The organism is Chitinophaga sp. 05T412 (assembly GCF_056396465.1).
This window is the reverse complement of sequence record NZ_JBFTLN010000003.1, coordinates 325,327-340,496: the sequence shown is the minus strand read 5'-3', so window position 1 is coordinate 340,496 and position 15,170 is coordinate 325,327. Positions and strand designations below refer to the sequence as shown.

Below are 15,170 nucleotides of genomic sequence, written 5' to 3'. Positions count from 1 at the left end.
AGGTTAATTATTTATGTGAAAAACGGGTCCATTCACAGTGGCATATACTTTACCCTTCAGTTGTTCGCCAATATACGCTGAATTTTTGGACCGGGAAGCAATATGTGCACTGGTAAACTGCCAGTTAGTTTCCGGATCAAATATGGTCAGATTAGCGGTGGCGCCTTCCTGTAGTACGGGTTGTGTGAGTCCGAATATTTTACGTGGCTGGGTAGTCAGCATATTGATCAGCTGCTCCAGTGGTAATTGGGGCAGGTATTGTCTGAGTACGCCGAAGGTGCTTTCCAGACCGATCATGCCATTTTTCGCATATTCAAATTCCACTTGTTTGGCATCCCAGTCCTGTGGCAGATGATGAGTGGCGATACAGTCGATAGTGCCATGTAATACGGCTTCCTGCAAAGCTTTCACGTCATCTGCGGTACGCAGTGGCGGGTTTACTTTCAGGTGGGTATCGTAATTGATAAGGCTGGCATCAGTGAGCGACAGGTGATAAGGCGTAACAGAGCAGGTTACTTTTACGCCATCTGCTTTGGCGGCAGCAATCAGTTCCACGGCTTTGCGGGTGCTGATGCCGGTGAAGTGAATGCGGGAGTCGGTGTATTTAGCCAGTTCGATATCCCGTTGTATAATCAGTTCTTCGGCCAGTGCTGGTTTACCCGGCATACCGAGCTGTGTGGAGTAAATGCCTTCGTTCATGAGTCCGTGGGCAGAAATGCTCTGGTCGTCAGGTAGTTGTATGAGGGTACCGTCGAAAGCTTTGATGTATTGGAGGGCTTTCAGCATTAGCCCCGGCGATTGTAAAGGTTTCAGGCCATCAGAGAATGCTACGGCGCCTGCCTGCTGCATTTCATACATTTCAGCCAGACCGGTGCCTTCCAGATTTTTCGTGGTGGCGCCAATTGGCAGAACGGTGGCTGCCGAATGGCGTGTTCTGCTCAGTACATATTCGATTTGCGGTTTGGTATGCAATGCCGGCTGGGTGTTAGGCACAATCATCACGGTAGTATATCCACCGGTGGCTGCTGCTTTGATGCCGCTTTGCAAATCTTCCTTGTGTTCCTGTCCGGGATCGCAGAAATGTGCGAAAACATCCATCCAGCCGGCGGAAACATGCAGGTTATCACCTGAAATGACCGTCGCACGTGCATCTTCAAGGTTGTTTCCCACMTGTTGAATGATGCCGTTCTGAATAGAAATGTCTTTTTGCTGCCCGTGCAAGGGAGAGGAAGGCGCTATAATCTTTACGTTCTTGAGTAGTATGTGCATGCTTTACGTTCTATACCTGTCCGAAAATACGGGGCAAATGTAACATAAAACTGTTAATTGTTGAGGGGGAGCCCAGACTTTTCAGGGCCTCGTTCAGGTTGGTATGATAATTGAAAATGCAGGGGTAGTAGATCAAAATAACGAATGATGATTGACTATCTTACTAACCTCGTAGCTCGGATATGCGACCGCTCAGATCAATTGCATAATGGCCAGACCACCAGCTGGCAGGCGCTTCGTGAGGCGGAGCAACTCGCAAATCATGCATATATTCCGCTGCTGTACCAATATATTGACCAGGAATCCGACAAAGATAAACGCCGGGCCGCTTTATTTATCATCACCCAGCTCTCCAGAAATACAAATGACCCTGAAGTAATCCGGTTCTTATTGGATCGCCTCAGGATAGAGCAGGACGCAGATATGATTACAGCCATTCAACAGGACCTCGAACGGGGCCTTACTATTCCGGGATATATCAACCTGGAACCATTGTTCAATAATACCTTATCCGTTAATAACAATATACGCCGTTCCGCCCTGCTGGCACTGAAAGGCACCCATAATCCGGCGGTGGAAGACTGGGCATTGTCCCTGTTAAAACGTACGTCCAACGAGTACGACATCTACTATATTACATTACTGCTACATAAGATAGGCACCCAGAAAAGTGTTCCTGCCTTACGCAGACTGCTGGAACACCACCGGCAAGATGTTAAAAGTCTCGCTTTCGCTGCCATGGCAGACATTGAAAAGGAAAAAGAAGCGATGTTTTATCAGCGCTATCTGCTGCGGGGACAGTTGAAATTTGAGGCCATGGAGGCTATCTACAAGTATGCAGATGAAAAGGCAATACAAGCCGTGACAGCACGTATTACAGAGCTGTTATCGAAAAGACGAAGCAGCGCCCGGATGACCATAGAAACCGTGAAGAATGGATTTACAGACCTGATGCTGGGCATGGAGTTTTTATTCCGGTTCCGTACCGCAAAAGCGGAGATCAAAAAAACATTCTCCTGGATCACCGAAACAAGAGCCGATTATTTACTACCCGAAGAAAAAGAATGGGTGAGAAGACATCTGGTAAGTAACCAACAGGCATAAATATTTCTAATGATAGCTAAATGCAGTGGGGGACCCGTTTCCTCGCTGCATTTTTTGTTGAACGGCAGGGATGCTAACGGCGAATGCCTTAATTTAGCTTCCCAAAAAGAGAGATGAAGAAAGCTTTTCTATTGCTTTTGACAGGATGGATGACCAGTGGGTTGTATGTAACAGCACAGCAGCGTCAGTATACCATGGCAGAAGCTACCAACGGGCTTCGGCAGCAACTGGCGCCGGAACGGCTAAAACAGTTTGAATGGGTGCCTGGTCAAAATGCGTATAGCCAGATGGTAGTTGCCAATGGGAGTGTAGCCTGGGTAAAGAATACCCTCACTGGTAATGCCATTAAAACGGATACCTTACTGCGACTCGCAGATCTTAACCAACAATTATTTGCCGCAAAGCCTTTGCGTGGATTACCCCCTATGCACTGGATATCTGCTGATAATGTCTGGTTTAGCGTGGGAGCTGTACTGTATAAAGGCACCTTGCAAAATGGCGCCATGCAGTTCTCCCGCTGGTGCGAACTGCCGGAAGCAGCAGAAAATATCACGGTGAATACTAAAAGTGGCCAGATTGCCTGGACCGTAAAAAATAATCTCTTTATTCGTACCGCAGATGGGGCCGTACAAACAATTACCAACGATGCAGATGAAAATATCGTGAATGGTAAAAGTGTACACCGCGAAGAATTTGGCATCGACAAGGGCATTTTCTTTTCTCCCAAAGGTGATCTGATAGCGTTTTATCGCATGGATCAGCGCATGGTGAAGGATTATCCGATCATTGACTGGTCTGTTACCCCGGCGCACAATAACAATATCAAATATCCGATGGCAGGCGGCACTTCTCACGAAGTAACACTGGGTGTTTATCAGCCATCTACCCAAAAAACTATTTTCCTGAAAACAGGTGGACCAGCAGATCATTACCTGACCAGCGTTACCTGGTCACCAGATCAGCAGTTCGTATATATCGGATTGCTGAATCGGGAACAAAATCACTTGTGGTTGAATCAGTATAGCGCCACCACTGGTGATCTGGTAAAAACACTGTTTGAAGAAACGGATGTGAAATATGTACATCCTACACACCCGCTTACTTTCGTACCTGGCAAGCCGGATGAATTTATCTGGTTCAGTGAAAAGAGTGGATACCAGCATTTATATCTCTATAACAACGAGGGCAAGCAGTTAAAGCAAATTACATCTGGTGATTGGTTGGTAAATGAGTTGGTAGATGTKAAACAAAATGAGGTGATTTTCACCGCTTCGAAAGATGGACCGATGGAGAAGCATATTTATGTTACCAATTACCGCAAACCAGCCAAAGCCGCGGCTTATGCGCGCCTCGACAAAGCTGCAGGATGGCATGATGTACAGGTGAGCAGTGATGGCAGCTATGTTTTGGATACTTATAGCGCCGGCACTACGCCTTATGTGGCCAGAATCGCCGCTACTTCCGGTAAATGGGAGCAAAATCTGATCACGGCAGCAGACCCACTGAAAGATTTTCAACGTCCTCAGATCAGACAAGTGACCCTGAAAGCAGATGATGGTACGCCGTTGTACGGTAAACTGATATTGCCGGTGAATTTTGATTCTACCAAAACTTATCCGGTGGTGGTATACCTGTACAATGGACCGAATGTACAATTGATCCGCAACACCTATCCTTTCAGTGGCAACCTCTGGTATGAGTACATGGCACAACATGGCTATGTTATTTTTACAATGGATGGCCGAGGTAGTGATAACCGTGGAAAAGCCTTTGAACAGGCTACTTTCCGACAGTTAGGTACCGTAGAAATGAATGATCAGTTACAGGGCGTTGCGTATCTGAAATCACTGCCTTACATTAATCAAAAGAAGATGGGCGTACATGGTTGGAGTTTCGGCGGTTTCATGACTACCTCCCTGATGTTGCGCCATCCTGGTGTGTTTCAGGCAGCAGTAGCGGGTGGTCCGGTGATTGACTGGAGCATGTATGAAATTATGTATACGGAACGCTATATGGATACACCCCAGGAAAATCCGGAGGGTTATGCCAATGCTAATTTGCTTACAAAAACTAAAAGCCTGCAAGGGCACCTGATGCTGATCCATGGCACCAATGATGATGTAGTGGTGTGGCAGCATTCACTGGATTTCATCCGGGCTTGTGTAGATAATGAAGTGCAGGTGGATTATTTCGTATATCCGGGACATTTACACAATGTACTAGGAAAAGACAGGGTACATCTGATGCAGAAGATCACGGATTATTTTGATGCAAATCTAAAGTAGCCGAAAGCTAAAAGCGGAAAGCAAAAAGCTATTGTGGCGAGTGATTATTGCGAATATTTAACCGCTTTAATCACTCGCCACAATAGCTTTTTGCTTTCCGCTTTATGCTTTCGGCTTTTTTATTATCTTTCTTATATAAAAACAGTCAACAATGAAATATTTATTCCTGGCAATGGGTCTGTTGTCATTTTCCACGTTATGTGCCCAACAGAAAAAGCACAAGGTATTGTTCATCATTGCGGATGGAATACCTGCAGATGTGATTGAGTCGCAACCCACTCCCAACCTGAAACGCATTGCCAAAGAGGGCGGCTATTGCAGGGCATATGTAGGGGGTGAAAAAGGTGGATACTCGCAAACGCCTACCATCTCAGCAGTGGGTTATAACAGTTTGCTGACCAGCACATGGGTAAATAAGCATAATGTATGGGATAATGATATTGCCGCACAGAATTATCACTATCCCAGTATCTTCCGTTTTTTTAAATCGGCTTATCCGAATGGGACTACCGCTATTTTYTCTACCTGGTTAGATAACAGAACAAAGCTGGTGGGAGATGGATTACCTCAAACAGGCGGCTTACATATCGATCATGCGGTAGATGGTTTGGAGCATGATACGGTGCAGTTTCCGCATGATAAAGACAGCTGGTATACGCATTTGATTGATGAAACGGTAGCTGCAAAGGCCGCGGAATATGTAAAGAGCGATGCACCGGATATGACCTGGGTATATCTTGAATATAGTGATGATATGGGGCATCGCTATGGAACTGGCGAGCGGCTGGATACAGCAGTACGTATGACAGATGATATGGTGGGAAAGATCTGGGATGCCATTGAATATCGTCAGCAGCATTTTAATGAGGATTGGCAGATTTACATCACCACAGATCATGGTCGTGACGCGCATGGAGGGCATGGTCATGGTGGCCAGTCAGATCGCGAGCGCACCACCTGGATTGTTACTAATGCCAAAGGATTAAATACTTATTCAAAAACGGTGCAACCGGGTATTGTAGATATACTGCCTTCTATTGCCCGTTTCATGAATATTAAGATGCCGGTTGAAAATGTGCGGGAACTGGATGGAGTACCGTTAACAGGTACTATTTCACTGGCACAACCTACAGCAGTAGTGGCAGGAGATATGTTGCAGTTAGGGTGGAAGTCGTATGATAAAAAAGGCAAAGTAAAAATATGGGTGGCAACAACGAATAATTATAAAACCGGCGGACATGATACCTATCAGTTACTGGGAGCTATTCCGGTGTCAGCAGAAAAAGCAGCAGTAAGCGTGAAAGGCTTGCCTGCAGGGTTTTATAAGGTAGTGTTGGAAGCGCCGTTGAATACTGTTAATCGTTGGGTTGTACAGAAATAATAGCATAAAGGCAATTTAAGGGCTTTACGCAAACGCTTGCGCTGATAACGCAAGCGTTTGCGTACATGGAATGTTAAAAAAAACGTGTAGAATCGTTGTAGCAATTAATAGAACAGTGAACTTTTTTTAGAACAGTGAATTTAGCCCGAAAAGCAGCATAATAGACAGCGAACAATGAAGTCGATTACCTGTGCCACGGTTATCTGCTGTGGCAGGGTTATCGATAAGCGACCCTACTTTAGCGGTGATGAATCACCAGTTGTGACTCCATAATAGTGCGTTGATAATCGTTCAGCGCATGTTCTCCATTCAGAATGGCCAACAGCATGTTAGTCGCCGCCTGTCCCTGTTCGTAAGGGAATTGCTCCACAGAGGCCGCAGGAGGAAATGCAGTATAACCGCTTACCGGTGTATTGGCGTAAGATACAAAAGTTATATCCTTATTTATTTCCAATTTTTGTTTGAGGGCATATTGTACGGCATCCATGGCTACATAGTCGTTGAAGGTAACGATGGCGGTTACTTTTCTTTTGAGCGACAGCAGGTATTGCATGGCTTCTTCCGTACCGGCGGCGGTAAGATCGGCATTGACGATCAATTTAGGATCGTATTTCAGGCGATGCTTGTGTAAGGCACGGCTATAGCCGGCAGCGCGTTCTTTGCTGGCCATCATGGTTTCGGGGCCATTGATCATACCAATAACGCGGTGGCCTTGTTTTAGCAGGAAATCAACTGCCTGCACTGTACCGGATTCGAGGTTACACGATACAGAGTGCATATTGGGCAGATCCGGAATGCGATCAAAAAATACTACCGGGATACGCGCCTGTTGCAGCATTTCAAAATGTTCGTAGTTGCTGGTATTTTTTCCGATAGAAACAATGCAGCCGTCGACCCGGTGCTGTTTCATGCTTTGAATGATTTGTTTTTCCCGGGCTTCATCATCGTGTGATTGGCCCAGCAGTACAGTATAATTGTTACTATAGGCGGTATCTTCAATACCACTGATAGCGCTGGCAAAAAAAGCTTCAGACAGTTCTGGTAAAAGAATCCCTATGGTGAAGGTTTTCCCTTGCTGGAAATAGATAGCTGTTTGGTTGCGCTCGTAATTCAGTTCAGCAGCCAATTCTTTCACCCTCGTTTTGGTTCTCAGCCCTATACTGTGATGATCATGTAACGCCCTGGAAACCGTAGATACAGAGATATTCAGCCTTTTTGCAATTTCCTTTATTGTTGGTTGACCCGAAGAAACCACCTTTCTCATACATTTCAGCAATTAATAGAAAATAGATACAGCATGTACTCTGGCGGACAAGTTACTTAGATATTGGAAAACATTAACTTTTTTTTATGAATAAAGCAGATTTAACAGGCGTAGACGGTGTTTCTACATGCCGTGGCAACAATTTTCCAGGTTTCTAATCGCTTTATAACGAACTGATGGGTGCTTCGGCCTATTATTTGCTGTTAAGCGGATACTTCCATTGCATCCCTAATAAATCATATATACTTTTTTGTTAGATTATTTAAATATAACATTTTTATGAAAGTAGTACAATTAGCCTTGCCGGTAGCTTTGGTAACCATTTTCGCATCTTGTTCCGCTCCTAGAAAATTGCGGGAGTCGCAGGCAAGAAATGCGCAACTGGATAGCTTGTACCGTGCTACCTATGGTAAGCTGAGAAATTGCGAAGAAGATGCAGCACGCGCGGCCGCTTCGTATAAGGATAAAGTAACGAATCTGACGGAGCAGCAGKAACAATTGAAAACCAATAATTCCCAGATGCTGGATCATCTGAAAGAACTGTCTGTTATCTCCAGTTCCCAGGCAGAAAGTATAAAAAAATCACTTGACAATATCGGCGCAAAAGACGCTTATATCAAGGATCTGCAATCTGCTATCGCTCGTAAGGATTCCCTGAACATGCAGCTGGTGATGAACCTGAAAGGCGCTATCGGTAATATGGATGATAAAGACATCAACATTAAGGTAGATAAAGGCGTGGTGTACATTGATATCTCCGACAAACTGCTGTTTAAGAGCGGTAGTTATGATATCAACGACAGAGCAAAAGAAGTACTTGGTAAAGTTGCCAAGGTGCTGATTGCACAACCGGATATCGAGTTCATGGTAGAAGGTCATACAGATAACGTTCCTTATCGTCCGAATGTATTACTGGACAACTGGGATCTGAGTGTGAAAAGAGCTACTTCAGTGGTACGCATCCTGCAAAATCAGTATAACATTCCGCCAGCACGTATGACTGCCGCTGGTAGAAGTGAATACCTGCCGGTAGCCTCCAATGATACACCAGAAGGTAAAGCAGCGAACCGTAGAACCAGGATCGTGATATTACCACAACTGGATCAGTTCTTCAAGTTACTGGAGAAACCAGCGAACTAATTAAAGAGCCGAAAGCATAAAGCGGAAAGCAAAAAGCTATTGTAGCGAATGATCAAAGCGAATTAATAATATCCGCAGTAATCATTCGCTACAATAGCTTTTTGCTTTCCGCTTTTTGCTTTCTGCTTTCTGCTATATTTGCCCTGCATAAATATTTAAGTATGAAAGAACCTATGTTTTGTGATCCGGTGAGCGGAGTTTGTGAGATCCCGGGTCTGGCTATTACAGATGCTACTGCTACCGATGGCTTGCAATCGGCCGAGAAGCCGTTAAAACTGATTTATTTTACTGATCCCATCTGTTCTACTTGTTGGGGGATAGAGCCGCAATGGCGCCGCTTAAAACTCGAATATGGGCATGTGCTGGATATCAGTTATCATATGGGCGGTCTGCTGCCAGGCTGGGATGTATACAGTTCCGGAGGAATCAGTGGTCCATCAGATGTGGCGCATCACTGGGATGAAGTAAGCCTGCATTATCAGATGCCTATTGATGGGAATGTATGGCTGGAAGATCCTCTGCCATCGTCTTATCCGCCATCTATGTGGTTTGAGGCGGCGCAGCAACAGGATAAACATCGCGCAGTGATTTTTTTACGGCGTATGCGGGAATTGTTGTTTATGGAAAAACAAAATATTTGCAAGCCGGAACCGGTGTTAAAATCGGCTGCTTTCGCAGGTCTGGATATTCTGCGGTTACAGCAGGATTTTGACCAGCAGGGAAAGGCGTTATTTGAAGCAGACCTGGCGCTGGGTAAGCAGCTGGGTGTGCGCGGTTTCCCCTCTATCTTTTTTATTGATCAAAGTGGCCGTTCGGAATTGGTATATGGTGCTAAGCCTTACCAGGTATTTACGACCGCCCTGCATAAATTATTACCGGAGGCAACAGCCAGGACTTATGCCAAAAAACTGGAGCTGTTTACCTATTTTCCTACGCTTACTACTAAAGAGTATGCCGTATTGAATGAGCTGTCTTTTGATGCTGCTGAGATGCAGTTAAAAGGTTATCAGGAGGAAAATAAAGTGTGGGTGAATACTATTGCAAGCGGACAGCTGTGGGGGCTGACCAGTACTTTATAAAGCGGGGGCGCCGGGCGCTGCAGCCGCTTTTTTCTTGCCAAAGAACCAGGTAGCACTGAGCAATCCATAGCGGGATAACACAGAATTGCGTTGTTGTTCTATATAGCTGAATGTTTGCCTGGTGAGCAGCGCCTGATTTTCCCGGAAGAGATCGTATACGTATAACTTTACGAGGAGGCTTTTATCCGATAAAAACGCTTTGGAAATCCAGGTGTTTACCACCACAAATTGTTGCCGCTGATTGGTATTATTGTAGTAGGTAACAGCCGCGCCGTAGTTGATGTTGAGGGGGAGAAAGAAACTGGCGGATGCTGACAGGTAATAATTGGTGTAATCATAGTATTTGTTGTTCTGAATAGAGTAGGCGTTACCGATATACTGTACATGAAAGGTGCCTTCTATTTCCAACAGTTTTTTATAGCTCCAGGAGCCGTTTAGCATTTGCGTGATACCAATAATAGAGGTGTTGTTTTTGATTTGGTTGACAAAAGAGATGGTGCGACTAAAACGGTTTGCCATCATGTAATTTAATGTGAGGCCGGATTTGCTGAACCGCCTGCCGAGGGTAATGTTATGGCTGATGTCATAGTTGCCATTTATATTGACCAGCGAGCTGATTTGTTTGCCGGATGAGTCAGAGGTAACAGAAGGGGTGGTTTCATTTTCGGGTATATTGAATCCTACACCGGTGTTGAAGGTAAGGCCATCTACGCTAAACGACTGGTAGCTGATATTGCCTGAATTATTGATGGTTGGTTTCAGATCCGGATTGCCAAGTTCAATGTACAAGGGGTTCTGGATGGATATCACCGGTAACAAAGCAGTGCCTGTATTAGGAATCCGGGTATCTCTGGAGGCATATAAACTGAGTGATTTGTAGTTGTTGATTTTGTAGGTCATGGAAAGGTTGGGGGCGAAGTAGTTGATTCGCTGGTGGTATTCTTTCCTGATTGTATAATTATTGCTGACAGAGCTGGCGCTATTGTATGCCAGCTGTATTTGGCCCTGTATTTTATTTTTATTGACAGCAATGCCGGCGCCTAATATGTGAATAGTGTATCTGTTTTGAAAGTCGTAGGTCAGTGGTTTATTAGCGATATCGTATCCTCTTTTGATGTTATCGAAATCAAATGCCTGCTGATTGCTTTCTGTGAGGGTATTGGTGTATCTGTAAGTTGTACTTAGATAGAAGCCATTACTGATGGGATATTGATACCCAGCTCCCAAATTGATTTTCCGGATATTTAGTTTGTTAAAGAGCTGTTGGTTGATGGTATCTGCCCAGTTGGTTGCCTGCAGGAAGTTCAGGTTGTAATTGTTTTGATTGTCGCGTGTATTATTTTGTTCTACATTGATATTAAGGCTAGCGGTGCCCAGTTCTTTACTGAACGTATGCATAAAGCTACCGCCCATATTAAAGGATTTCCTTTTACTATTTTGTTTGTTGAGGGTATTTCCCAAATTAATGGTGTCATTATTTTTTCCACCCAGTGAGATATAATTATTATCGTTGGTAATGCTGCTGTTTTCCAGGTTGCCGGAAAAGTCTGCGGTGATGAGGTTGTGCTCATTGGGTTGCGATATCAGGCTGGCATACAACATATTAAAGCTACCGTTGTTGGTGCCCTGGGAGCTGCTATTATAGCGGAAATTGCTGTCCGGTAGTATATTGTCGCGTTGCACGAACTGGTTGTTTTGCATGTTGAAGTCGGTATACCAATAGTTTGCCGTCAGTTTCGTTTTTTTGCTGAGATCAACAGAGATGTTTCCCCGGGCATTGGTTTTAGTGGCTATTCCTCCATAACCATCCAGTTGCTTTTGCTCTTCGTCGCTGGAGGAAGGGGCGGTAGCCGTGTTGATGTTATTGTGGATGGCGGTGGCAATGATCTGTTTATTGTCGCGGAACATGTTGGCGAGACCAGCAATATTGTAATGATCGTCTGAACCGTATCCTCCGCCTATGGATCCATTGATTCCTTTCTTTAGTTCTTTTTTGATGGTGATGTTAATGACTTTCTCGTTTTTCCCACCTTCCTGCAAGCCATCTAATCCTTTTTTATCTGCTATCTGTATTTTATCTACCAGGTTGGCCTGTAGTAGCTGGGATATTTTTTGTGGGTCGCCGGAAGAGTTAGCAGCTGTTTGAAATACGGGTCTGCCATCCACGTAAAACTCATTGATTGGCTTGCCCAGGTAAAGAAATTTTCCGTTGCCATCAATTGAAAGGCCGGGGATCTTTTGTAGCAGGTTTTTCACGGAAGCATTTTCAGCGGTTGGGAAGTCACTTGCGGAAAACTCAATAGTATCTTTACGAATGGTGAAGATGGGTTTGTTGATTTTAATGCTGATGCCGGTGAGGGTAATAGCATTTCGTGCCAGTCCGGTTTCTTGTAGCGAAAGGCTATGCACTTTCATTTTTTCAGTGATGGAAATTGGAATGGTAGCCGCTGTGTATCCCATGTAGCTGATGGTAAGCATGAAATTGCCGGTAGGTATGTTTTTTATCTGAAAGTTACCAGCTTTATCAGATTCACCCTGTCCTTTCAAAATCGATTTTTCGGCAGTAAACAGCAGTACAGTCGCTCCTTCCAGTGGTTTTCTAGTATCCTTGTCATATGCCAATCCTTTGACTTCTCTCTGCGCAAATACAGCCAGATGAATGTTGGTTAGTAAGATGGTTAACGTTAAAGCGAATTTTACCATTGCACGGATTTGGTTGAGAATATAATTTTATGCAATGGTAACCCCTGTCTGCAAACGATTTGTAAATCAGGACCAAAGGTTCTCAAAAGGATGAAAAAGCGATTAAAATGAAATCAGATTAACATTTCGTTTGCAACTTTGGCCGTTATTGATTGTTAAAGCGTTAATTTGTTAACGCCTGTCTCTCTCGGAAGCATGATAGCGGTACTTGATAATATCATGATCAAAACTCGTCTTATGAATACTCCAGCTTTGGTAAAATCTTTAAAGGACATGTTGCTGAAAGCAAATGCCCACGTCACATTTGCGGATGCGGTAAAATCGTTGCCGGTTGCAATAAGAGGAACGGTACTGCCACATATGCCCTATAGCATCTGGCAGCTGGTGGAGCATATCCGCATTACACAATATGATATCCTTGATTTCTCGCGGAATCCGGACTATAAGGAAATAGAATGGCCCAAGGCTTACTGGCCGAAAGCTACGGCGCCGGCGGATGATGCGGAGTGGAAGCATAGCATCAGTCAGATAGATAAAGACCTCCACGCATTTATTGGGCTACTGGAAGCGCCGGGAGCGGATATATTAAGCCCGTTTCCATGGGGAAACGGGCAGCATTTGTTCAGAGAAGCTATTTTGTTAATCGATCACACCAGTTATCACACGGGTGAAATTGTAGCCCTGCGCCGGAGTTTAGGCGCCTGGCATTAGCAGGATTATACGCATTTCCACAGGCAATCTGTAAACCAGTGCTTCCTGTCGAAGAAACGGGCCACAGGTTTAAATCCCGCGAAGGCGGCCAGTTGGTCTATTTCTTCCAGGCTATACTTCTGGGAGATTTCCATGTAAAGCGCTTCATTTTCTGCGAAGTTGACGGCGAAGTCATCACCAATATGCACGACCTGGTCTTCCAGGCTGATCAGAAAACTCTTACAGGCACCGGTTCCGGGGTCGTAAGTAGGGAAGTGATCAAACCTGGTGATGTCAAAATCCGCTTGTAGTTCCCGGTTAATGCGATGAAGCAGGTTGAAATTGAATGCACGGGTAACGCCGGTGCTGTCGTTGTACGCATTCAGGATTACCTGCGGATGTTTTTTCAGATCAAACCCGGTGAGCAGCAAGTCGCCTGGTTGAAGGTACTGCCGTAGTTGCTGACAGAAATTACTGGCAGCTGTTACGCTGAAGTTGCCGATGTTGGCGCCCATAAACAGCAATACTTTTTTGCGGGAGGTATACCGGTTTGCTTGTTGCAGCATGTGGAAATATTCGCCATGCAGGCCGTGGAGCCGCAGCCCTGGCAGTTCTTCGGGGAGCGACTTCTCCAGTTGCTCAATGACGTTGCCGGATATATCTATCGGAAAATACGTATAGTCTACTCCGTTGTTCAGCAATTGGCGGAGCAGGTGTACGGATTTGGTGGCATCACCGGCGCCTAATTCCACGAGGTCGAACTCACCAGCGTAGTTTTGTAGTGCAGTGGCTATTTGTGCCGATTGGGTACGGAGAATTTCCATTTCGCAGCCAGTCAGATAGTATTCATGGCATTGCATGATTTGCTGAAAGAGGGCATCGCCGGCGGCGTCATAGAAATATTTAGGGTCCAGGTATTTCTGCGGTGCGCTGAGGCCCTTTACTACATCGTGATAAAATGTGTCGGTGGCGGGCTTCCGCTTACACGTCAGCATTGTTGGAATTACAGTCATACAAGGGTTTTGATGTTCGAAAGTGAATTTGTCTGATTACAGTGGACTGTCTCAAAAAATTCTTTTCATTTCATAACGATTGCTCAATCATCTTGCCAATCTGATCCCGGTAAATTGCCATCTTAGTGAAGGATGGAAAAAATTGCGGTAGGTAATGCGGCTGTGATTAGGCGACGTCACCTCTGCTCCGCCTCTTAGCACCATCTGGCTTACCATGAATTTACCGTTGTACTCGCCAATGGCTCCCGGGGCTTTGGCAAAGCCAGGGTAGGGCAGATAAGCACTTTCCGTCCATTCCCAGCGAAGTCCCCAGTTTAGCTGAGGCGCAGCTGCCTCCCATTCAAATTCTGTGGGTAGCCGGGCATTTTTCCACGCGGCATAGGCCGCTGCTTCATAATAGCTGATATGGGTTACCGGAGCATCCGGCATTAAGGGCTGCAGCCCCTGCCAGGTGTAATGCATCCATTGGCCCTCTATATTGTACCAATACATGGGCGTTGTTACCTGGTTATTTTTTACCCAATCCCAGCCCTCTGCATGCCAGTGCCTGAAATCCTGGTAGCCACCGGCCTGGATAAAGTCGAGATACTCGGTGTTTGTCACCAGGGCATGACTGATGCTGTAATCTGTGAGATATACTTTATGTCTGCCCAGTTCATTATCAAAACAAAATCCATCTCCCGAAAATCCAATATCATATACACCAGCACCCATATTTAACCACGAACCGGGTTGATTGTTCACCGGGATCAGATCTTTCCGGGCCGGGTCATATGCCGGAAATAACGGATTATGTCCCAGGATGTACTTAATATCGGTGTATAATAGTTCCTGGTGCTGCTCTTCATGGTTTAATCCTAATGTAAAGAGTGCCTGTAGTTCCGGTGTCAGTGTGGTGCTATCCAGGAAAGCCAGCATGGCTTCATCCACATATTTGCGGTAACGCATAATGTCTTCCACTGCAGGGCGGCTGAGGTTTCCGCGGTTAGTGCGGATGACCCGCGCACCTACAGATTCATAGTAGCTATTGAAGACATAATTGTATTGCGGATCAAATACCGTATAGTCTTTAGCGTTAGGTAGCAGTATGAATGTTTCGAAGAACCAGGTGGTATGGCCCAGGTGCCATTTGGGCGGACTTACGTCTACAATAGGTTGTACAACGTAGTCTTCTGTTTTCAGTGGCGCGCAGATATTTTCTGTTCGCCTGCGCACGGTTTCGTAGTCTTTTTGCAAAAGCAT

At 45.3% G+C, this 15,170-nt stretch carries 11 protein-coding genes; 6 read left to right on the top strand and 5 right to left on the bottom strand.

All coding sequences use genetic code 11. The features are described 5' to 3' along the window. Positions 1–3: 3 nt before the first annotated feature. On the bottom strand, positions 4–1,269 hold the full coding sequence (locus AC1DFM_RS08655) for a dihydroorotase (protein ID WP_477076315.1): 1,266 nt from the start codon (positions 1,267–1,269) through the stop codon (positions 4–6). A gap of 144 nt (positions 1,270–1,413) precedes the next feature. Between AC1DFM_RS08655 and AC1DFM_RS08650 the strand changes: the two genes are divergently transcribed. From AC1DFM_RS08650 to AC1DFM_RS08640, 3 genes are all read left to right on the top strand, one after another. After that, a complete protein-coding gene (locus AC1DFM_RS08650; RefSeq protein ID WP_477076314.1) occupies positions 1,414–2,373 on the top strand; it encodes a HEAT repeat domain-containing protein in 960 nt (319 codons plus the stop codon). A 113-nt stretch (positions 2,374–2,486) separates the two neighbouring features. Continuing rightward, complete coding sequence (locus AC1DFM_RS08645) at positions 2,487–4,658, top strand: S9 family peptidase (RefSeq protein ID WP_477076313.1); 2,172 nt, start codon at positions 2,487–2,489, stop codon at positions 4,656–4,658. Positions 4,659–4,809: 151 nt separating this feature from the next. After that, complete coding sequence (locus AC1DFM_RS08640) at positions 4,810–6,039, top strand: alkaline phosphatase family protein (protein ID WP_477076312.1); 1,230 nt, start codon at positions 4,810–4,812, stop codon at positions 6,037–6,039. A gap of 238 nt (positions 6,040–6,277) precedes the next feature. On the opposite strand, the gene AC1DFM_RS08635 is transcribed toward AC1DFM_RS08640, so the two are convergent. Next, positions 6,278–7,303, bottom strand: coding sequence for a LacI family DNA-binding transcriptional regulator (locus AC1DFM_RS08635; protein WP_477076311.1), 1,026 nt, complete (start codon positions 7,301–7,303; stop codon positions 6,278–6,280). 279 nt (positions 7,304–7,582) lie between these two features. Here AC1DFM_RS08635 and AC1DFM_RS08630 point away from each other — a divergent pair, with 279 nt between their 5' ends. Both AC1DFM_RS08630 and AC1DFM_RS08625 read left to right on the top strand, forming a co-directional pair. After that, positions 7,583–8,443, top strand: coding sequence for an OmpA/MotB family protein (locus AC1DFM_RS08630; protein WP_477076310.1), 861 nt, complete (start codon positions 7,583–7,585; stop codon positions 8,441–8,443). A 161-nt stretch (positions 8,444–8,604) separates the two neighbouring features. After that, a complete protein-coding gene (locus AC1DFM_RS08625) occupies positions 8,605–9,522 on the top strand; it encodes a DsbA family protein (RefSeq protein WP_477076309.1) in 918 nt (305 codons plus the stop codon). On the opposite strand, the gene AC1DFM_RS08620 is transcribed toward AC1DFM_RS08625, so the two are convergent. Beyond that, the gene (locus AC1DFM_RS08620; protein WP_477076308.1) at positions 9,517–12,225 is read right to left on the bottom strand and encodes an outer membrane beta-barrel protein; all 2,709 of its coding nucleotides are present in this window, start codon (positions 12,223–12,225) and stop codon (positions 9,517–9,519) included. The two genes, AC1DFM_RS08625 and AC1DFM_RS08620, sit on opposite strands and share 6 nt — an antisense overlap. A gap of 237 nt (positions 12,226–12,462) precedes the next feature. Between AC1DFM_RS08620 and AC1DFM_RS08615 the strand changes: the two genes are divergently transcribed. After that, complete coding sequence (locus AC1DFM_RS08615; protein WP_477076307.1) at positions 12,463–12,936, top strand: DinB family protein; 474 nt, start codon at positions 12,463–12,465, stop codon at positions 12,934–12,936. 5 nt (positions 12,937–12,941) lie between these two features. Here the strand turns inward: AC1DFM_RS08615 and AC1DFM_RS08610 are convergent, their stop codons facing one another. Continuing rightward, entirely contained in the window at positions 12,942–13,928 is a 987-nt protein-coding gene (locus AC1DFM_RS08610; RefSeq protein ID WP_477076306.1) for an L-histidine N(alpha)-methyltransferase, read from the bottom strand. Positions 13,929–14,015: 87 nt separating this feature from the next. Beyond that, complete coding sequence (gene egtB / locus AC1DFM_RS08605) at positions 14,016–15,170, bottom strand: ergothioneine biosynthesis protein EgtB (RefSeq protein ID WP_477076305.1); 1,155 nt, start codon at positions 15,168–15,170, stop codon at positions 14,016–14,018.

What these genes read in the sequence shown, in the direction of transcription:
- AC1DFM_RS08650 (WP_477076314.1), top strand. Translation starts at nt 1,414, where the DNA reads ATGATGATTGACTATCTTACTAACCTCGTAGCTCGGATATGCGACCGC.
- AC1DFM_RS08635 (WP_477076311.1), bottom strand. Translation starts at nt 7,303, where the DNA reads ATGAGAAAGGTGGTTTCTTCGGGTCAACCAACAATAAAGGAAATTGCA.
- AC1DFM_RS08625 (WP_477076309.1), top strand. Translation starts at nt 8,605, where the DNA reads ATGAAAGAACCTATGTTTTGTGATCCGGTGAGCGGAGTTTGTGAGATC.
- AC1DFM_RS08620 (WP_477076308.1), bottom strand. Translation starts at nt 12,225, where the DNA reads ATGGTAAAATTCGCTTTAACGTTAACCATCTTACTAACCAACATTCAT.
- AC1DFM_RS08615 (WP_477076307.1), top strand. Translation starts at nt 12,463, where the DNA reads ATGAATACTCCAGCTTTGGTAAAATCTTTAAAGGACATGTTGCTGAAA.
- AC1DFM_RS08610 (WP_477076306.1), bottom strand. Translation starts at nt 13,928, where the DNA reads ATGACTGTAATTCCAACAATGCTGACGTGTAAGCGGAAGCCCGCCACC.
- egtB (WP_477076305.1), bottom strand. Translation starts at nt 15,170, where the DNA reads ATGCTTTTGCAAAAAGACTACGAAACCGTGCGCAGGCGAACAGAAAAT.